Here is a 20,537-nt window from a genome sequence, read left to right as displayed (position 1 = left end):
TCTAAAAGATCAAACAAGAAAGCAAAAGTCGTGATACTTGCATAAGTTAAGAGCGGTAATTGACTCGACTAATTTTTGTCATCTAGTGGCTCTTGCTGAAACTTCTCTTCCTTCTGGGGTTGAGTGTCAGTAGGCAAGTTTTGCTTTTCCTCTAGTGTTGGTACTATTACATCATTGGGATCTGACTGTTTTAATTCTTCAGGTGGTGGCGCTGCTGGTAGAATTACAGGATTTGACGGACTAACAGGTTGGGGCAAGGCAGAATCCTTATTCAAAGAGGGTAAGTTATTGCGTGGTGATGCTGTGGGTGAAGCGTTACGAAACGATCGCAATGATCGCAATGCTCGCTCTGCCCGTAGCTTATCCACTACCGAAGGTGAAGAGGAAACGCTAGGCGAAGGTGTCGATTGATTAAGGTTGCGGCGTTGCGATTCTTCTTTAGAATTGTTAGCACTACTGGGAGATTCCTCCTGGGAAACACGACGGCGCTGACGCCGCTTGGAAGTAGAGACGGGTGCGGATTCAGCTTGGGAAGTGCTATTTGTGTCTCTACCTGATGGTGAAGATTTACTATCAATGTTGGGTACTTCTGTCGCAGACTCTTGAAGTGGCTGCTCAAAAATCGGCTTTGGGCTAGACTGCGGCTGAGATTTGGGAAGCATACTAGTGATACCAAAACCTGCTGTAGCTGCAACAAAGGCTACACTTATACCAATTAATATTTTAGACGATCGCAGTTTCTTAGTCAGTACAGTTCTCTTCTGTGCAGATGCTTGCTGAATATGATTTTGGGCAGCTTTTCTAGGCAACTTCGCTGACTGCTGAACAGATAAATCGATGGTGGGTAAGGCTTGTGGTGTCACATTTCCCCGAATTTCAGGTAGCAGTTGCAGCCACTCAGCAATAGTTGCTGGACGAAAGCGAGACTCAACAGCCATACCACGCATCACAGCCTGATTGACAGCAGCACTCAAGTGGGGTTGCAATTCGCGGGGGGAAGGCATTTTTTCGCGATCGCGCAGCAGTGCTGACATAGGAACTTGCGCTGTTAACAGTGCATACAAAGTTGCTGCCAAACCATAAACATCCGTTGCAGGTGTACGAGGTGCTTGCGAAAGGTACTGCTCAATTGGGGAATAGCCCTCAGTAACTAAACCCGTGTGAGTCTGCCTCACCCCGCCATTAAATTCGCGAGCTATGCCAAAATCAATCAGCACTACCTCCTGAGTTCCTTGGCGGAGAATGATATTATCTGGTTTGATATCCCGGTGCAGCAAACCATTGTTGTGTACTACCTGCAACGCTGCCCCAATTTGACGGATGTAATGAATTGCTTTAACTTCTGGCAAAGGTATACCTGGCAATACAAATGCATCTCCCAAGGTTTCGCCAGGAATGTATTCCATCACCATGTAAGGCAGCCCAGCTTCAATAAAAAAGTCGCTGACTCGGACAATATTTGGATGGATACAAGTAGCTAATCGTCTGGCTTCATCTTGGAATTGACGCTCAAACTTGGCAAAATCAGGATTTTGCCGCAGCCGTTCATTGATGGTTTTCATTACCACCTCATGGCCTAGGTATTGATGAGTAGCCTTAAACGTAATGCCAAAGCCACCTCGCCCTATTTCCTGAATTAGGGTATATTTTCCACCCTGTAAAATTGTGCCTGCTAACATAGAGAGTTTTGAGTCCTGAGTCCTTAGTTCTGAGTGAGCAGATAAGTACTGAGTCCTGAACCTTAAGGGATTACCAAAAAAGTCTTCCCAGATTTTTTCTAGGGCAAGGGCCTCACCCGCCACAGACTAAGCTTGCTTGCCTATGCTATGGGATGATTTAGTTATTGAATCACTCTGAATGAGAATAACTTCCTCATCATGGCAATAGCTTTGTCTTTTTCATAGGATAGCGCGGACGTGCCGAAAACCAAAGTGGGAAACAAGCCTAGGCTGTGTATTCTACTTGTGCGAGTGTCAGAGAGGAAACACAGCTAGGTACTCCACTTGTTAACAGAATTTAAAAGTCAAGTGTTGACATTTCTTTTTTGAGCAAGCGATCGCTCTAAAGCCCTGCTATTAGAAGAATATTCCCACGACGGTTCTACCCTGTGCCACATCTATCCATAACACTGATTTAGTTTCAAAGTAGAGGTTAAGAAACTCGGTTTTTTAGGATTAGTGAATTGGTGTTCTAGAACCAGATGCCGAAGCTTGGGTAGATTTGCTGTGTGGAATTTAGAGACAAATCTAATTTCTAAAAATCCAACTTAGGTTAAACAATCGCCAGCTTGGCTAAGTTACCGTTAAAACCAGTAATCTCAATGATGGCGTCATTTGAGGCAGAGAATCCATTTATAGCATCATTAAGAGCTAAGAATGTCTGCTGATTAGCACCTGTCCCCAGGCTAAATATTGCTGCCTTGTTGGCAACAAAAGTAGTTATGTTTAATAAGCCTTGAATTTGAGACTCAGCAAGGGCGTTAATATTACCAAGCTGGACAACATCAGCGGCATTTACAGCACGCTGAGCATTGATATTATCTACACCAATTTTTAAGTCCTTAATCACATCAAAGTTGGGTAGCAAAGAATCACTCACATACTCAAAAATAAATATATCAACACCATTACCGCCAGTCAGGATATCAGCACCAGCACCGCCGACGAGGTATCATTGCTATTGCCACCGTTGAGTTGGTCATTGCCGTCAAATCCCGACAGTTGGTCGTTACCGTTGTCACCAAAAAGTCCATCATTGCCATCAAATCCCACCAGTTCATCACTACCTTTACCACCGTAGATCAAGTCATCGCCAGCTAGTCCCAACAGTTCATCGTTACCGTCGCCACCATAGATTTGGTCGTTGCCAGCATCACCAATCAATTCATCGTTACCACTGCCACCTTTGAGGATCAAACCTTGTACTAGTTGATCGTCAAAGGTCTTAGATATAAGTTGACCGTTGTCATTATAAATGTAGCTGACAAGCGCATCAGTAACGCCATCATTATTATTATCAATTTGCTCAGATGTCAGCTTGCCGCTCGCATCATAGCTGCAAGTAGTAACGGCATCAGTAACACCATCATTATTGTTATCAATCTGCTCAGATGTCAGCTTGCCGCTCGCATCATAGCTGTAAGTGGTAACGGCGTCAGTGATGCCATCGTTGCTGACGTCAAAGTTCTTGGTTGTCAGCTTGCCACTGGCATCATAGCTGTAAGTGGTAACAGCGTCAGCGATACCATCATTATTGTTGTCACTCTGCTCAGATATAAGTTTGCCACTGGCATTGTAGTTGTAAATAATAACCGCATCAGTTACGCCATCGTTATTATTGTCATAGCTTGCAGATGTGCGAGCATAGGTGTAAATTATTACACATTCAGCAATGCGATCGCCATTGTTGTCATGGCTTTCGGATATCACCTTACCGTTGGCATTGTAGGTAGCAGTGTAGGTACTATCAGGGATGCCGTCGCCATTTTTGTCATCGCTATAGGATGTCTGATTGCCGTTGGCATTGTATGTAGCAGTGTAGGTACTATCAGGGATGCCGTCGCCATTGTAATCATAGCTAGAAAATGTCAGCTGACCATTAGCGTTGTAAGTGTAGATGAAGATTGTGTCAGTCGTGCCATCACCATTTTTGTCCTCGCTATTAGGATATCCGCTGACCATTAGCGTTGTAAGTGTAGGTGGTAACTTCATCAACCATGCCATCGCCATTTTTGTCATCGCTATAGGATGTCACCTGACCATTAGCGTCATAAGTGTAGATGGAGATTCTGTCAACGATACTGTCGTTATTGTCGTCATAGCTAAAGGATGCCTGTTTGCCGTTGGCATTGTAGGTAGCAGTGTAGACATATTCAAAGATGCCGTCGCCATTGCTGTCACGGCTTTCGGATGTTTGGTTGTTGTTGGTATCGTAGGTATAAGTGTAGCTTTCATCAGGAATGCCGTCGCTATTTTTGTCAAAGATTTCGGATGTTTTGTTGCCGTTGATATCGTAGGTATAAGTGGTCACTTCGTTAGCGAGGTCGTTGAATTGGCTAGAGATATTGTCACCATCGTATTCAACAGTTTTAGAAGTTAAATTATTATCTAAACTTTAAGTATAATTAATAACATAGTTATCAGGATAACCTACATGGCTTTCGGTTATTCGGTGGCCATTAGCATCGTACGTATAGGTTTCACTATAGCTATTACCAATAACTTTCTCAGTGAAAATTTTGGATATCAGGTTGTCGTTAGCATTATAGGTATAATCTGTAACGAAGTAGCGAGATGGACTGAAATAGGTTTTGGATATTAGTCTGCCGTTAGCATCGTAGGTATAGCTAAAACCATCTTCAGCATAGCCGTCACCATTCCTATCACTGCTCTCAGATATCTGTATACCGTTGGCATCGTAAGTATAAGTGTAGGTTTCATCAGGAATGCCGTCAGGCCCGTTGTCATAGCTTTCGGATTGATAGTCATAGCTTTCGGATGTTTTGTTACCATTGGCGTCATAAGTAAAAATGCCGATAAAATCAGGTGTACCGTCATTATTGTTGTCAGAAATTTGGGATATGATATTGCCTTTGCCATCGTAAGTATAAGTAGTGACAGCATCAACTGTACCGTTGTTATCAGAGTCAGAACTTTCAAATATCAGATTATATCTGTAAGTAATGATTGAGTCGGGTATACCGTCGCTATTGCTATCAATGCTCTCGGAGATGCGATCGCCATTTACATCGTAAGTATAAGTAGTAATTGATGTCATGATTTTATCTGGAGTGTTATACGTATGCATGTATATTCATCCCCATTTAAAATCGTATTTAGTTTTTAAATATGTAATATTACTTAAATCAATGTAAAAAAGGTTAAAACCGCTGACCTATGCCTAAATGCACTCGGCTTTCTCCTTGGTCATTAATGCCATAGTCAGCACGGATTAAACCCAAGGGAGAATTTAAGCGCACTCCCGCACCATAACCAAAACCATGACCTGGTTTACCCCGTACACCTGCTGGATCTCCTAGTACAGTATCACCAGAGCCTAAGTCTGAGGCATAATCGGCAAACAGCACACCTCCCACTATTGGTAAGATGGGGAAGCGGTATTCTGCGGAAGCTAATACATAAGTGCGGCCACTACCTACATTTCCAGCCTCATAACCACGTACTGAGTTGGAACCACCCAAATTAAAGGTTTCATAAGGCGGTAGATTGCCTATGACAGTTCCAGCTTGGACATTTAAGGCAAATACTTGTGGCTGTTTGCTGTTAAATAGCTGCACTGGGACATATTGGCTGTAATTGGCTTTGAGGCGATTCAGAGAAATATTACCTTGACCGACAGGAACAGATTGTTCTGTACTCAGACTTAAGATGGAACCTTGAGTTGGATTGATGGGGTTATCCCGTCGGTCTTTAATGGCGGTAAAAGATACGGTAGTCAGGTCATCAACACCAGTTCCACTTGCAGATAGGGGATTGCCTTTGGCATCAGTTGGGGTAATATTACCTTGGCGATCGCGAATACTAGTACGGGTATAGTTAAATCCTAAAGAGGTATCCCAATCGTCAATCGGTCTTTGGAAACTAATACCACCACCTATTTGACCTTCGCGTACTTTATCACCATTAGCCAGCTTGATTTCATCATCAAAGGTTTCGGAAAGTTCTCGGTTACGAAAGCCATTCACAGTGTAACCTAAGCGATCGGGGTCAGTTGAACGATAAAGACTGGTAAATTTGGTGTCAAACTGTAAGTCTCGGCTACTAACCCCAAGATTCACAGCCAAAGTATCGTTATTACCGCCTATATTTTGATCTTGATAGTTTAATGTGCCTACCAATCCCAAATCAGCGTTGTAACTACCTCCCAAGTTAATACCACGCGCTCCAGTTTCCTTGAGATTGTAGACTAAATCAACTTTTGTCGCATCACCTTCGAGGGCAACATTCACACTCTCAAATAAACCAGTGCGATATAGTTGCTGGACGTCTTGCTTAACTACATTTTCTTGAAAGATTTGACCAGGTTTGAGCTGGAGTTGCTGTTGTAAGAAATCTGGTTTAGTACGTCCCTCCACTGGATTACCTTTGCTATCAACGATTTTCCCTTCATCGTTGACAAAGCGAAATTTGATATTGCTTACTAAGCCTTCAGCAACATTTAAGGTAAGAATTCCCTGACGATTGGGTTTAATTGATAACACTTGTGCCAAGTTATAACCATTGTCGGCGTACCATTTGTTAATTTGTGTCACTGCTTGCTGGAGTCCCGCTGGACTGATACTAGTTCCAATTTGAGACTGCAAACGTTCTTGAACTACTTTGTAGGTGAGTACCTTAGCACCAGAAAGTTGTAGCGATCGCACGATCACTGGTTCTACCTGATAGACTACACTCAACCCAGCAGATGTACTACGACTATTTACATTGGCATTAGTAAATAAACCTGTATTCAAAATAGCCGCTATATCCCTTTGTAGCTGGCTTTGACTAGTTTCTCCACCCGCCTCAGTTTTTATCACCTTGCGGATTATCTGCTGCAATTCCTGACTGGCTCCCATTACTTGCACATCTGTAGCTGTAACTACTAAATCATTATTAGTAGTTGGGGAAGCGGGGGAAACAGGAGTAGTGAGATATGAATTTTCTTTCCTTTGTTGTTTTATTCCTTTATCTTTTAATGTTACTACTGTGGAATTCTGACTAGGATTTTTTTGCACAACCACAGTATTTCGGGAAAATTGTTGTGCAACTACACCTTCTGGGGAAGCAACCGCCTCTACTCGTAAAGGGGTGTCTTCAATTATTGGCACTACTAAGTTTCCAGATTTTTCAGTTTGAGTAGCAGCTTTAGTAGGTGCAGCCATTACCTGCTGAGTAACATTACTAGCAGCTAAAGTAGCTAAAGTAAAAATTGCAGTAGGAGAAACTCGCATAATATTTAACTTAATTAACTGGGAGTTAGTGATGAGAAGGTTATGGAATGAGGACTAGCCCTCTCAAGATGGGTAAAAATCTTGAAAAAATTTCTCAAATTTTGGGGTTTTTACCTTAGTGTCTTAGTGGTTATAAAGTTAATTTTTTAACCACCAAGGCACTAAGACACCAAGAAAATATAGTACACCTTGAAAGGGCTAGGAATGTTGATAATATCAACTTCCTACGGCTTCGCCGATTTGTATTTCCATTGATCCCTCTGCCCAAAGTGACAGTTAATTGTGATTTTTTGTTTCGTGTCAGCAAATACCTGACTGTGTGACTATTTATAACATCACATCTAATATTACGGTCAGCATCATTTTGATAACTACAATACTTACCGCGAGGTTCTATGAGTGATTTATCCCAGTTGTCCTCAGCTTCTCATCCGCAAGCTGCAAGTTCTCGTCTGCGCTTGCTTGTTTTAAGCAATGGTCACGGGGAAGATATAATTGCAGTCCGCATTTTGCAGGAACTCCTGCGGCAATCAAACCCACCAGATATCTTTGCTTTACCTATAGTGGGTGAAGGACACGCTTACCAACAGTTGGATATTCCACTTATAGGTTCAGTACGCACTATGCCTTCTGGTGGCTTTGTTTATATGGATGGGCGCCAACTGATGCGAGATGTGCGTGGCGGTTTGCTGCAATTGACTTTTACCCAGATGAAAGCTATCCGCCGCTGGGTGAGTTCCCAAAAGAAATTAGGTAATAAAAGAGCTATCTTAGCAGTGGGGGATATTGTACCACTGTTATTTGCAACTTTCAGTGGCGCTAAGTATGCTTTTGTCGGTACAGCGAAATCAGAATATTACGTAAGGGATGAAGTTGGATTATTATCACGAAAATCAAAAGCTGCACGCTGGGAAAATTTTTCCGGTTCAGTTTACCATCCTTGGGAACGTTGGTTGATGAGTCGTCGCCGTTGTAAGGCGGTGTTTCCCAGAGATGCGCTGACGACGGAAACATTAAAACAATGGCCAATTCCAGCTTTTAATTTGGGTAATCCGATGATGGATGGTTTAGAACCAACGTTTTCGTCCCAACAATTTTATAGTCATGATACGCAACAGCAAGAAAAAGTTAGACCGCTTGTTGTAACTCTTCTCCCAGGTTCCCGCCCACCAGAAGCATACAATAACTGGGAGAAAATTATGATTGCGGTGTCTGCATTAATGGCAACTTTGCAGGAGAAAGATTCAGCGTTTTATGCTTCTGGTACGGTGGTATTTTTAGGTGCGATCGCTCCCAGTTTAGACTGCAACATTCTCGCCCAAAATGTTAAATCTCAAGGCTGGCAATCTAACTTGGAATCACCCGTTCAACTTCCTGATTCTAATACTTTAATATTTAAGCAAAGAAACGCATATTTGTTACTGACACAAAAAGCATATAACGATTGCTTGCATTTGGGGGATTTGGCGATCGCAATGGCAGGTACGGCTACAGAACAATTCATTGGTTTGGGAAAACCTGCGATCGCTATTCCCGGTGATGGGCCTCAATACAACCCTAACTTTGCTGAAGCTCAAAGCCGCCTTTTAGGAGCATCTTTGATTTTAGTCGAGCAGCCAGAAAAAGTTGCCAAGGCGGTACATTCGTTGTTTAAAGATCCCGACATCTTGCAAACTATCGCTGAAAATGGCATTCAACGCATGGGAAAGCCGGGAGCAGCACAACGTATTGCTAATTGTTTACAGGAGCTACTGGGTTAAGCTTAATCCCCCATTCAGAGTACGTTAAATTTAACTTTGTGTCGCCAACACCAACACCAGCATAATATTCTTTCCTATACCCAATTCTGTAACTTTTGTCTCTTGACTCCTCTATTGGCAACCAATACAAGCTAAACTCGTGTCATTTTACGCCACTAATCCAGAACGCAGAGCGCGAACAGCAGCTTGGGTACGGTCATCAGCACATAGCTTATTTAGAATATTGCGAACATGGGTCTTGACTGTACCAACTGTAATGTAGAGTTTCTCAGCAATTTGCCCATTGCTACATCCAGCCACAATCAACTCAAGAATTTCCAGTTCTCGTTGAGTCAGAGGGTAAGTTTCCAAAACTTGTTCGTATTCGGTCGCTAGTGCTTCAATTTTGACAGTCTTAGGCTTATCAGTTGATTGGCTTTCTCCTGGAAAACCTTGCCGCATTTTCTGCAACACCACGTTAGCAATTGCGGGATCAATCCAGGAGTTACCGCCGTGAGTTGCTTGTATTGCTTCTGTTAATTTACTGATACTTGTCTCTTTCATGTAATACGAATCGGCTCCTGCTGCGAAAGCAGCAAGTACCGCATCTTCTGTATGATCCATTGTGAGAATGAGAATCTTTGTTGTTGATTGCCCATTTTCAGCTTGGTAGCGCTTAAATTTCCTGGTGAGTTCAATGCCATCCATGTCAGGCAAGCCGATATCTACAACCGCTACGTCTGGCTTAGCCGTTTCTAAAAGTTTTAGTCCTTGAGTGGCATTTGCTGCTTCACCAATCACCTTCAATCCACTGTGAGACTGTAATGCAGCTCGTAGTCCCATTCTTGTTAAGTCATGATCTTCAATCAAAAGAATGCTAATCTCACTCATTGCTACACTCACTCTTTCGTTATTTGCATCTTTCAAAGTATGACCTTTTGTAAGCGCTACTTCTTATTTTCCCAAACCAAAGATAGATGATATTTTCACAAGCTTGCATCCACCGATAGAAATAATAAATATACGCTTTTTTTATATTTAGATAGAGCATAAATCTAGCTGAAGGTATATAGATACTTACACAAAAACTATGAAATATTGAGACGAACGCCAAATTTTCATCTCTTACTCAAAATTTAGCCATCATTTGCCATGTTTCATTAGTTATTTTCTATTATTTTGTACAAAGCTTTGAAAAAGGCTTACAACAATGGATAAGTTAGGACAGGTCGAAGTTGCTTTAAGAAGAAGTGAGCGATGCTTTCAAGCTATTTTTGACCAGAGCTCTGGATTCATCGGACTCATAGAACTAACTTGCGTCCTAATGGAAGTAAATCAAACGGCGTTAGAATTTAGTAGACTTAGCAGCAGTGAGACGACTCGTTCTTCATTGACTGAAGCTTGGTGGTGGAAAATTTTAAGAGAGGCTCAGGCGCAATCACGAAGGACGATCGCCCATCTAGTATTGAAATTTATCCGTTGCAAAGTCAATACCTTGGGAGATTTTGATACAGCTGCAACGAGCAATTCTTCTGTTAAATCCATCAATAATCAAAGTAAGCAAGTAATACTTTTTGTCCCTGGAGGTTGTGATATTACTGATAACAGCCTTACTGTGAATGATATTGTCTTAGTGCAGCCAAAAAATACTAATATCACTGTCACTTATGTAACGAGAGTATCTTTGGCTGATAAAGTTGCTAGTTACATAACTGAATGTTATCCTAGCACACTTACAAGGAATAGAGCAGACTTAAAATCATCCGTCAATAATGATACAAGTATTGCTCCTGAGGGTTACCAGGAGATAGTTCTACTCTTGCCAATGGGAGCTAGCGATCGCCAGAAAAACCCTGTCACAAGTTAGGCGATTATTAGCAAAATTTTTAAGGCACAAGGAGGTACGATTACTTCAAATTCACAAGTAGGTACAGACAACATTTTTTATTTACCTGGTTTAAGCAATCTGAGGGCTAAAATTGCTCAAGCTTATGGTACATGATGTTTATGTGCAACTATCACTAATGACTGAGGACAGGCGCTTACTCACTCATTTACAATTGTGTTGAAGCTCAATAAAGTATTTTATTTTACTTTATATTGGCTCTGTCTGTATTAGCAGATAAGTCATTTTCAGTTTGTTAGTTGCTTACTATTTTAGAGCCATTGGTGATAACTATGATGTAAACACACCCTCAAGTCAGGAGCAAAATATAGTTCAAGGTTACAACTTAAATGTTGCTTAATTTATATTCAAGAATTTGATCTTTACAAACTTTATTAAGATCAAAGCAGTGCTAAAAAAGTGTAGGATCTTTAGAAAAATACCTTAGTTAATGAAAGTCATAATTTTGGATGTCCGAAATCCGAAATTCTTTAGTTGGATAATCTAAAAAGAGAAATGTTATACATCAATCTATTTTTGGCAGCGACAATAAAAACCGATGGAACAGACCCTGAGAATTCTGGTTGTAGACGATGACGAAGTAGACCGCATGGCAGTACGTCGTGCCCTGATTAAAGCAGGTGTTCAGATGGAACTGTCTGAGGTAGGTGATGGCAATAATGCGATCGCTGCCTTAAAAAATGCTGTCTACGACTGCGTTTTCCTCGACTATCGCTTACCAGACCAGGATGGATTAACCCTAATCCAAAAGCTACGTTCTTCGGAAATTAAAGTTCCTTTAGTAGTTCTAACTGGTCAAGGAGATGAACAAATTGCTGTCCAATTGATCAAAGCTGGTGCTACAGACTATCTCTCTAAATCAAGAATATCATCAGAAATACTGGCACAAGTTTTACGCAGTGCAATTCGAGTCTATCGTGCTGAAATGCAGGCAGCTTTAGCAAACCAGCATCTTAGGGAAAGCCATGAACAACTTATTCGTAAGAACCAAGAACTAGAGAGACAACGACAACAAATTCAACTGCAAAATTTGAAGCTATTGGAGGCATCACGGCTAAAATCACAGTTTTTAGCAACCATATCTCATGAATTGAGAACTCCAATGAATGCGATCATTGGTTTTTCACAAATATTATTGCGTCCTAAGTTTGGTCAATTGACGCATCAGCAAACGGACATGGTAGAACGTATTTTGAATAATGGCAAACATTTGCTGATGCTGCTCAATGAAGTTCTCGACTTTTCCAAACTGGAGGCAGGACGATTAGAATTCAAACCGGAAATATTTGATGTATTAAAGGTCATAAATACGACCGTGTCTGAAATGCGTTCCTTAGCAGAAGCAAAAAAGTTGTCTTTGCTAGTACAAACAGATTTGCAAAATCCATTGCTATTTAATGACCCAGTTCGTATCAGACAAATTCTAATTAACTTGCTATCCAACGCGATTAAATTCACGGATTCTGGCTGTATTTGGGTTGAGCTTAAAGAACTTGCTGCAAATAGAGTAGAAATTTCTGTTCGAGATACGGGTATTGGTATAGCTCCCAGAGATTTTACACATATTTTTGAAGCATTCCGGCAAGTCGATCAAACTATCACACGCAAATATCCTGGGACTGGTTTGGGTTTGGCAATTATAGATTCGCTGGTACGAATGATGAGCGGGAAAATCTTTCTCGAAAGTCAATTGGGGGTCGGTTCAATATTTAGAATTGAATTGCCACGTCAAGTAACATTATCAACTTTTGTTGATAATCCAGCTTTAAACTTGGATAGCAACGAGGTTTTTTGCTCTGCTAAAAATCCTCATCAGTCGGCTTCTCAATTCAGTAAAGCATCAATGGGATATCCCAAGCTCAAATGATAAATTAATTACAAAAAGTTAAAGAAGTGGACAAGTCATGTCTGTTGTGGAAAATTCTCAAATAGACCGTATCCTCGCCGTTGATGATACTCACGATAATCTCATTCTGGTTCAAACCATTTTAGAGAGTGAAGGGTATGAGATTGACTTAGTTTCAGATGGTATAAAAGCTTTGCAACAAGTTGAAAAATCTCCACCTGATCTGATTCTGCTAGATGTAATGATGCCAGGAATGGATGGTTATGAAGTAACACGCCGCATTCGTAATAACCCTACTTTGGCCTATATTCCAATTCTGCTAATCACTGCTTTTCATGAATCTAGCGTTGTTGAAGGTTTGGATGCTGGTGCTGACGATTTTATTCGGAAACCATTTGATACTGATGAACTACTGGCAAGAGTGCGATCGCTACTACGCCTCAAACATAGTCTTGACGAACAAAGAAAGATGGCACGCCAGCGGGAAGACTTTGTTTCTCGTCTAACTCACGATTTGCGAACTCCCTTAGTAGCGGCTGATCGCATGTTGAATTTGTTTGAGTTGGAAACCTTCTGCAAGATTTCGCCAGAAATGAAACAGGCGATCGCAGTCATGATTCGCAGTAATCAGAACTTAATGCAAATGGTAAATACCTTGCTAGAAGTATATCGCTTCGAGGCAGGCAAAAAAACATTAAATTATGACAGTTGCGATCTCCGGGAGATCGCTCAAGAAGTTGTTAGTGAACTCAGTCCTCTAACTAGTGAAAAAGGTTTAACTCTGAAAATAGAGACTCGTGAGTTAGAATCACTAGGCAAAAATGCTGGCATAGTCATGGGCGATCGCTTAGAACTGCGGCGGGTTTTAAATAACTTAATCGCAAATGCCATCAAATTTACAGATACAGGAGGTATAACAATCCGCATTTTTGAATCAGCTACTCCTGAGAAATCAGATTCGGTGAAAATTGAAGTAGAAGATACGGGATATGGAATTGCGCCCGAAGACCAAGCAACAGTTTTCGAGCGATTTCGTCAAGGCAGAAATAAACGCTCAGGTAGTGGCTTAGGACTACATCTCTCGCGCCGAATCGTGGAAGCGCATGATGGAACAATCGAAGTAACTTCTGAACTAGGTAAAGGTAGTTTATTCACTGTGCAAATACCTAAGCACACCTAAGTTTTTATTCCTCATAAGTATTATCTTTGTCGGAGCTATTAATCCTGACAAAGCTCAAAAGCAGAGTGAAAATCAAATTTTCCGCAAAGTACACGACGAATCATTGCTTCTAAATCTTCGATCATGTATGGTTTGCTGATGTAGTCATTGAAACCCGCCTTAAGAATTCGCTCTCTATCTTCTCTGCTAGCTAAAGCTGTAACTGCAATTACTGGAATTTTACAAGTTAAAGGTTCTTCCTTGAGATAACGCACAACATCGATACCACTGTGACCTGGTAACAAAATATCCAACAAGATCAAGTCTGGCTGATACTCTTTAGCCACCAGCACAGTCGCTAAACTGTCTCCTTGACAAATGAATCTACAGCCAAGTGACTCAAGAGCATAACTAATCAGCAGTAGACTATCGTCATGATCTTCAACCGCCAAAATCAAAGGCTGCTGAGAGCTTTGCTTCTTTTCATCACTCATGAATGAATGTGTCAGATACATCTCTTCTCCAGAAGATTATATTGCGATTCATCGTTTTTCTTCATAGAACAGATGAAGCATCCTGCGAGCGATGGGATAGCGCTCACTCAAGATTAGTTCGTGTTTCGCTTTTACCCAGTTGATAATTCTTGCCCACGCAAGACGCGTTAAGGAAAGAAAACCTTAACCTGAGAGGTTCAGCTGATACTTTTTGATTATACGCAAAATTACAGAATATTTTCTTAAGAACTTCATAATAACTTTATGGATAAAAATTAAATAATCGTGGCAGTGTATCTTCGTAGGAGTTAAAAATACATAGCCATGAGTATTAAAAACTAGATAATGTTAGATTCCGTACTTTTGTGTGCGTGAACAATCAGATTCCCGACTTCGCTAAGAAGTCAGGAATCTGATTTTAATATAAGTAGGATGCCATTTTTCGCTTAATTTACGCTTTTATATATCGGTTTTTAGAAAATTTTAGTCTGAAATTGTTGCTGTTGTAAGATTTTCTGGGAACTATAGAGTTGTAAAATCCGAAAATTGTCATGCAATTCCGAACTCTTGTTTCCAAAGTTTCTGACTGTACCTCACCCACTCCATCAGCCTACAAAGTTGCAAAATTTGATCCAATGGTGTTAACGGAACGCAAAGAACACACATTTTAAAGTTTCAGGACTAGACATTTTATTTTACTACAGATAACAGATAGTAATCTAGCTGCGATCGCTGAGTCAATAGTGAATAAGCAGCAAGAAATCGAATTCATCAAAATTGATAGTATTCAAAAGTATGTGTCTTTGTTCTACTTCAAGAGGTGAATTGGTCAGTTGCTTGAGTAATTCCCTGCAAAAATGAAATTATTACATCTCATAGTCTTATTAGTGATGTAACTATAAAAGATGAGTAAATCACTATAATTCCAAACAATTTTCAATATGAATTATAAAATAAATGAATTTTAAACAAGTAATAAAAATGTCTAATATTCTAGAAGAGAGCTTAATTTTAGTAGTAGACGATACAGCAACAAATCTAGAATTTGTTTTTGCAGTATTGAGTGATGCTGGCTTTGAAGTTGCTATAGCATCTGATGGAGAAATAGCACTCAAGCAAGTTCAGTATAGACTACCTGATTTAATTTTGTTAGATGTAATGATGCCGAGAATGGATGGATTTGAAACTTGTAAAAAGTTAAAGAAAAATCCAGAGACTTGTGATATTCCTGTAATTTTCATGACTGCCAATTCTGATACAGATAGTAAGGTAGAGGGTCTAAGTATCGGAGCAGTTGATTACATTACAAAACCATTTCATGAGAAGGAATTATTAGCTAGAATCAAAACCCATCTTCAATTACGAAACCTCACAAAAACTTTAGAAAAACGAGTAGCAGATAGAACAGCAGCACTTTCTAAGGCATTACAAGATTTACAAGAATCTCAACTCCAGCTTGTACAAAAAGAAAAAATGTCTGCTCTTGGTCAATTAGTAGCAGGAGTTGCTCATGAAATTAATAATCCAGTTAGTTTCATTCATGGTAATCTTGGTCACGCTTCAGCATATTTCCAAGATATGATTAACCTCATTGATCTTTATCAACAGCATTATCCTGAACCTGTTCTAGAAATTCAAGAGGAAATTACAGCCATAGATCTGAAGTATGTACGTTCCGATTTACCTAACTTAATTTCTTCTATGAAAGAGGGTGTTCAGCGTATTCGCAACATTAGCACCAGTCTACGAACATTTTCTAGAGCAGATAGCGATCGCAAAGTTTCTTGCAATATTCATGATGGCATAGACAGTACAATTATGATTCTCAAACACCGCTTAAAAGCATCTGAGGATCGCCCCGATATTCAAGTAATTAGAGATTACGATCATAATTTACCACAAGTCAAATGCTTCAGCGGACAACTAAATCAAGTATTTATGAATTTGTTAGCTAACGCTATAGATGCTTTAGAGGAGTCTAATTTAGGACGCAACTATATTGAAATTGAAGCAAACCCTAATCAGCTTTTGATTCAAACTATTCTCACTACAGACAAAAATCATGTCTTGATCCGAATCAAAGATAATGGAGTCGGGATGTCAAATGATGTCCAGCAAAAAATATTTGACCATTTATTCACCACCAAGCCTGTAGGTCAAGGTACGGGGTTAGGACTATCAATTGCCCGTCAAATTGTTGTCGAGAAACATGGAGGAACTCTGGAAGTCAATTCCGCATGTGGACAAGGCTCAGAGTTTATAATTACTCTTCCAATTCGTTAGGTATGGCAGCACACGCTAAATTATACAGAAAAATTAATATTAGTTAGACATGAACCAGTTACTTGGAAGCAATTTTAGGGAATTCTAAAACTGTAGTTCAAAAACTGCATTTTCAAAACTTATTTATGAATAACTCGCTTAAGCACTCAATAGACGCTCTTAATGTCCCTTTAGAACGTGATGTATTCTTGCGTACATTAATTCGAGAATTATCTGGGACTTTGCAGGATGTAGTTGGTCTAGAAGAAGCCTCTGGATTTATTAGCGTAGTTGGTGAAAGGATGGGTAGGCAACTAAACCAAGATTATAAGTCTGCCTTGGTAGTCTCCCATCTTTCCCCTGAACAAGTTGCTGATGTTTTAGTTGATTTAAAAAGACGAATTCAAGGCGACTTTTATATTATTGAACAGAATGATCAAAAGATTGTGTTTGGTAATCGCGTCTGCCCATTTGCTGAGAAAGTGCTTGATCGTCCTGCTATGTGTATGATGACTTCAAACGTCTTTGGAACTATAGCGGCTGACAACTTAGGATATGCCAAAGTCGAACTGCAAGAAACCATAGCAGGGGGTGCTCCTGGATGTAGAGTTGTAATTTACCTAAAACCTACAGTTGAGTCGGAAGATGCAGAAGGTCGAGAATACTTTAGGGGACTAGAAGCGGTGTAGACTCTTCAGCACTAAGCCAACCAAAGGTGATGAGCTTAGTGCAGCTAGCTGTGTAAAGTTATAGTCAAACTCTGAAATTAAAAGCCACATGACTCCCGAACAATTTCTTGAACTTGCCAGAGTTTTACCAGAACCTCTACTCCTGGTGAGCAGTGAGGGTCATCTGCTGGCTACCAATCAACCAGTAGCAGATATGTTGGGATTACGCCGTCAGGAATTACGGGACAGAATGCTTGTTGAGCTAGTAAATGAGTCTTCTGACGAGATTTTAAAGTACTTGCAAGCTTGTTCAACTAGTAGAGCAATGGTTTTGGGCTGCTTGACTTTATGTAAGAATGATGGACAAACATTAGTATGTCGTAGTCAAGGAGCGGTTATTCAACCCTGGTCTACTGAGTCTTCAGCTATAATTCTCCTACGCTTAGAAAATAGAGTTATAGCCAACAATAATTTTGTTCTACTTAACAAAAAAATAGACGAACTAGCAAAAGAAGTCCAGAAACGTAAACAGGCAGAGGAAGCACTCTGGAAAGCGAATCAAGACTTAGAAATTCGTGTTGATAAGCGAACAAACGCTTTACAAGAAACACTAAATGAACTACAACTTACCCAATCTCAACTAATTCAAGCCGAGAAAATGTCTGGTTTGGGTCAAATGGTTGCTGGTGTTGCCCATGAAATTAATAACCCCGTAAACTTTATTTATGCTAATCTTCACCATGCACAAAAATACACTGAAGATTTAATGAATTTGCTACAGATGTATCAACAGATATATCCAAATAGTCCTATAGAAATACAAGAGCAAATAGAACTAATAGATTTGGATTTTATAATCAAAGATATAATTAAACTCTTCCAGTCGATGCGAGTAGGAACAGAGCGTATTCAGAAAGTTGTGAAATCGCTGCGAAACTTCTCTAGACTTGATGAAGCAGCACTTAAGTCGGTCAATGTCCACGAAGGAATTGACAGTACTTTAATGATTCTGGAGAACCGCTTACAAGCTATACATAAGTCTCCAATTACAATTATCAAAAAATACGGTCAACTACCTAATATAACTTGCTATCCTTGTCAACTCAATCAGGTATTCATGAATATTATTGCCAATGCGATCGATGCACTTGAGGAATCAGCAATAATAATCAGTAAGCATAAATCAACAATATATAATCCTCAGATTCAAATTCACACTAAGATAATTGATGAGAAATGGGTAGCTATTACTATTGCTGATAATGGAGTGGGAATAAATGAAGAAATAAAATCAAAATTATTTGACCCTTTTTTCACTACTAAACCTGTAGGTAAAGGTACTGGTCTAGGATTATCTGTTAGCTATCAGATTATAGTTGAAAAACATTGTGGAGAACTTAGCTACTTCTCTACTCCTGGAAAAGGTACAGAATTTGTAATTAAGATTCCTGTTAGATAAGTTTACTCAAAATGAACTAATACTTTAAAATACTAAAACTATTACTAAATACTAACCTATTTCCAGTTAAAATTTTTCCAGATAGAGTTAGAAGTCGATTATTGAAGAGTATATATATTTATTATTTTATTAAATGTTAAAGATGGCTAATAGTTAATCATTAACTATTAGCCATCAACAAAAGTACAATCTACAATTCTGGTTGCTTAATAGGAATTGTACTTACCTGAGTTCTATCAACAATTGATGTTTGTAAGATTGGGGTATGGGAAATGGAGTTGTTAGCCAATGTAAACAGCGGATTTGACAAAATCCCTGCTATGGAAGTAGCAATTAACGTTACCACTAACCCGACCTGTAAAGGTCTTAACCCAGGCAAATTCCAACGCACTTCTGGATAATTCTTCACTACGTCGGACATTTCTTGTGGTTCTTTGACTACCATCATTTTCACTACGCGAATGTAGTAGTAGATGGAGACAACACTAGTAACCAAGCCTAGTAAAACTAACCCGTACAGACCTGCTTGCCAACCAGCCCAGAACAAGTAAATCTTACCGAAAAACCCAGCTAGTGGTGGAATACCGCCCAAGGAAAGCAGGGAGATACTCAATGCCAATGTTAGGAGTGGATCTTTTTGATACAGACCTGAGTATTCAGCAATCTGGTCGGTTCCTGTTCGTAGGGAGAATAAGATTATGCAGGTAAAGCCGCACAAGTTCATAAACAGGTAAACCAGTAGGTAAAATATCATACTGGCATACCCTGCCTGTGTGCCAGCAATCAAGCCGATCATCACAAACCCAGCTTGGGCAATGGATGAATAAGCTAGCATCCGTTTCATGCTGGTTTGAGCTAGGGCGACTACGTTACCCAAAATCATACTAAGAACAGCCAGAGCAGTGAAGACAAACCTCCACTCGTCTGCAACAAGGGGGAAGGCTGTTGTTAGCAAGCGGATGGCTAACGCAAACCCAGCTGCTTTGGAGCCAACAGATAAAAAGGCAATCACCGGGGTGGGAGCGCCTTCGTAAACGTCTGGTGTCCACTGATGGAAAGGTGCAGCCGAGATTTTGAAGCCAATACCTGCAATTACAAAAACAAGAGCAATAACTAAACCTAGAGATTGACCAAGGTTAGCTGTGGCTATGCCGTTAGCGATCGCACCCAGTTCAGTTTCTCCACCTGATAGCCCGTACAACAGTGATACGCCGTACAAAAATACTGCTGTACTAGAAGCTCCAATTAACAAGTATTTCAGCGCCGCTTCATTGGAGCGGGGGTCACGCTTGGTATAACCTGTCAGTAAGTAAGAGGAGATACTTAGGGTTTCTAGAGAGATGAAAATCATTACTAACTCACTAGCCCCGGATAGAAACATGCCTCCTAGGGTAGCACTCAGCAAAATAGCAATGAATTCTGCTAAAGCGGTGCCACTTTGCTCTACGTAGCGAATTGACATCAATATAGTCACAGCGGCAGACAAAGCAATGACACCGCGAAAGACAATACTGAGGTCGTCACCATTAAAGCCACCGCTAAAAGAGATGGGATTGGCAGCATCCCATTGAAAATACAGGGCGACAATCGAAGTAAGTAAACCTGCGATCGCTAGATATCCAATCCAGCGTGAGGATGTACGCCCCAAAATCAAATCAACAATCAAAACCCCCAAGAGGGTGATAATTACAATCCCCTCTGGCAAAATCGTTCCAGCATTTAACTGGGATGCAAGATTAGCAAAATCCATGAGATATATAGGTTTTGGCGATTAGACATTAAGGCTAACTTTGTTTATTCTATCTATTGTTCTTGACCAAAGTTACATTTACTTTTCTATTTGTGTGTAGAGGTGTGCTCAGCTAAAAGTAGCTGATGGCATGGTGGAACATCTGATCAGACCTTGATATTATCTCTACTATCTTCACTATCAGATTAAATTATGTTGAAGTTGAAATTGACAATTTATATTTAAAGTAAATAACAGCTTCCTTTAGTTAATCAAATTCTTTATCAAACATTAATTTTCACACAAATAAGCAGTTCAGCAAA

Annotated in this window: 16 protein-coding genes; 7 read left to right on the top strand and 9 right to left on the bottom strand. The window is 40.1% G+C overall.

Going from position 1 to position 20,537, the window contains the following annotated elements; all coding sequences use genetic code 11:
* Nucleotides 1–68 precede the first annotated feature (68 nt).
* The 6 genes from FNW02_RS20700 to FNW02_RS20675 all read right to left on the bottom strand — a co-directional run bounded on the left by FNW02_RS20700 (nt 69) and on the right by FNW02_RS20675 (nt 6,952).
* Nucleotides 69–1,679, bottom strand: coding sequence for a serine/threonine protein kinase (locus tag FNW02_RS20700; RefSeq protein ID WP_191759389.1), 1,611 nt, complete (start codon nt 1,677–1,679; stop codon nt 69–71).
* 592 nt (nt 1,680–2,271) lie between these two features.
* The gene (locus FNW02_RS20695; RefSeq protein WP_348535424.1) at nt 2,272–2,610 is read right to left on the bottom strand and encodes a bluetail domain-containing putative surface protein; all 339 of its coding nucleotides are present in this window, start codon (nt 2,608–2,610) and stop codon (nt 2,272–2,274) included.
* A gap of 26 nt (nt 2,611–2,636) precedes the next feature.
* On the bottom strand, nt 2,637–3,737 hold the full coding sequence (locus tag FNW02_RS20690; RefSeq protein WP_191759388.1) for a calcium-binding protein: 1,101 nt from the start codon (nt 3,735–3,737) through the stop codon (nt 2,637–2,639).
* Nucleotides 3,661–4,029, bottom strand: a complete 369-nt coding sequence (locus FNW02_RS20685) for a hypothetical protein (RefSeq protein ID WP_191759387.1) — start codon at nt 4,027–4,029, stop codon at nt 3,661–3,663. Before FNW02_RS20685 ends, FNW02_RS20690 begins: the two co-directional genes overlap by 77 nt.
* Before the next feature lie 84 nt (nt 4,030–4,113).
* Nucleotides 4,114–4,776, bottom strand: coding sequence for a hypothetical protein (locus FNW02_RS20680; protein ID WP_191759386.1), 663 nt, complete (start codon nt 4,774–4,776; stop codon nt 4,114–4,116).
* Nucleotides 4,777–4,879: 103 nt separating this feature from the next.
* Nucleotides 4,880–6,952: a BamA/OMP85 family outer membrane protein gene (locus FNW02_RS20675; protein WP_191759385.1), complete on the bottom strand. Its 2,073-nt coding sequence runs from the start codon at nt 6,950–6,952 to the stop codon at nt 4,880–4,882.
* A 395-nt stretch (nt 6,953–7,347) separates the two neighbouring features.
* Between FNW02_RS20675 and FNW02_RS20670 the strand changes: the two genes are divergently transcribed.
* Nucleotides 7,348–8,712, top strand: a complete 1,365-nt coding sequence (locus FNW02_RS20670) for a lipid-A-disaccharide synthase-related protein (protein ID WP_191759384.1) — start codon at nt 7,348–7,350, stop codon at nt 8,710–8,712.
* 147 nt (nt 8,713–8,859) lie between these two features.
* Here FNW02_RS20670 and FNW02_RS20665 read toward each other — a convergent pair whose 3' ends face one another.
* Nucleotides 8,860–9,582: a response regulator transcription factor gene (locus FNW02_RS20665; RefSeq protein WP_191759383.1), complete on the bottom strand. Its 723-nt coding sequence runs from the start codon at nt 9,580–9,582 to the stop codon at nt 8,860–8,862.
* 319 nt (nt 9,583–9,901) lie between these two features.
* Between FNW02_RS20665 and FNW02_RS20660 the strand changes: the two genes are divergently transcribed.
* From FNW02_RS20660 to FNW02_RS20650, 3 genes are all read left to right on the top strand, one after another.
* Entirely contained in the window at nt 9,902–10,558 is a 657-nt protein-coding gene (locus FNW02_RS20660; RefSeq protein ID WP_191759382.1) for a hypothetical protein, read from the top strand.
* A gap of 577 nt (nt 10,559–11,135) precedes the next feature.
* Nucleotides 11,136–12,464, top strand: a complete 1,329-nt coding sequence (locus tag FNW02_RS20655; protein WP_191759381.1) for an ATP-binding response regulator — start codon at nt 11,136–11,138, stop codon at nt 12,462–12,464.
* A 37-nt stretch (nt 12,465–12,501) separates the two neighbouring features.
* Complete coding sequence (locus tag FNW02_RS20650; RefSeq protein ID WP_191759380.1) at nt 12,502–13,623, top strand: hybrid sensor histidine kinase/response regulator; 1,122 nt, start codon at nt 12,502–12,504, stop codon at nt 13,621–13,623.
* 38 nt (nt 13,624–13,661) lie between these two features.
* On the opposite strand, the gene FNW02_RS20645 is transcribed toward FNW02_RS20650, so the two are convergent.
* The gene (locus FNW02_RS20645; RefSeq protein ID WP_191759379.1) at nt 13,662–14,117 is read right to left on the bottom strand and encodes a response regulator; all 456 of its coding nucleotides are present in this window, start codon (nt 14,115–14,117) and stop codon (nt 13,662–13,664) included.
* A gap of 960 nt (nt 14,118–15,077) precedes the next feature.
* Here FNW02_RS20645 and FNW02_RS20640 point away from each other — a divergent pair.
* The 3 genes from FNW02_RS20640 (at nt 15,078) to FNW02_RS20630 (ending at nt 18,485) form a co-directional block, all read left to right on the top strand.
* On the top strand, nt 15,078–16,379 hold the full coding sequence (locus tag FNW02_RS20640) for a hybrid sensor histidine kinase/response regulator (RefSeq protein WP_191759378.1): 1,302 nt from the start codon (nt 15,078–15,080) through the stop codon (nt 16,377–16,379).
* Between the two features lie 125 nt (nt 16,380–16,504).
* Complete coding sequence (locus FNW02_RS20635) at nt 16,505–17,047, top strand: methanogen output domain 1-containing protein (RefSeq protein ID WP_191759377.1); 543 nt, start codon at nt 16,505–16,507, stop codon at nt 17,045–17,047.
* An 88-nt stretch (nt 17,048–17,135) separates the two neighbouring features.
* Complete coding sequence (locus FNW02_RS20630) at nt 17,136–18,485, top strand: ATP-binding protein (RefSeq protein ID WP_191759376.1); 1,350 nt, start codon at nt 17,136–17,138, stop codon at nt 18,483–18,485.
* A 190-nt stretch (nt 18,486–18,675) separates the two neighbouring features.
* Here FNW02_RS20630 and FNW02_RS20625 read toward each other — a convergent pair whose 3' ends face one another.
* Nucleotides 18,676–20,235 (bottom strand): NAD(P)H-quinone oxidoreductase subunit N, encoded by a 1,560-nt coding sequence (locus FNW02_RS20625; protein ID WP_191759375.1) that lies wholly within the window; start codon nt 20,233–20,235, stop codon nt 18,676–18,678.
* Nucleotides 20,236–20,537: the final 302 nt, after the last annotated feature.

It is taken from the genome of Komarekiella delphini-convector SJRDD-AB1 (genome assembly GCF_014831675.1).
In the GTDB taxonomy this organism is placed as follows: Bacteria; Cyanobacteriota; Cyanobacteriia; order Cyanobacteriales; family Nostocaceae; genus Komarekiella.
The sequence above is the reverse complement of the archived record's forward strand: the minus strand, read 5'-3'. Positions and strand labels throughout refer to the sequence as shown.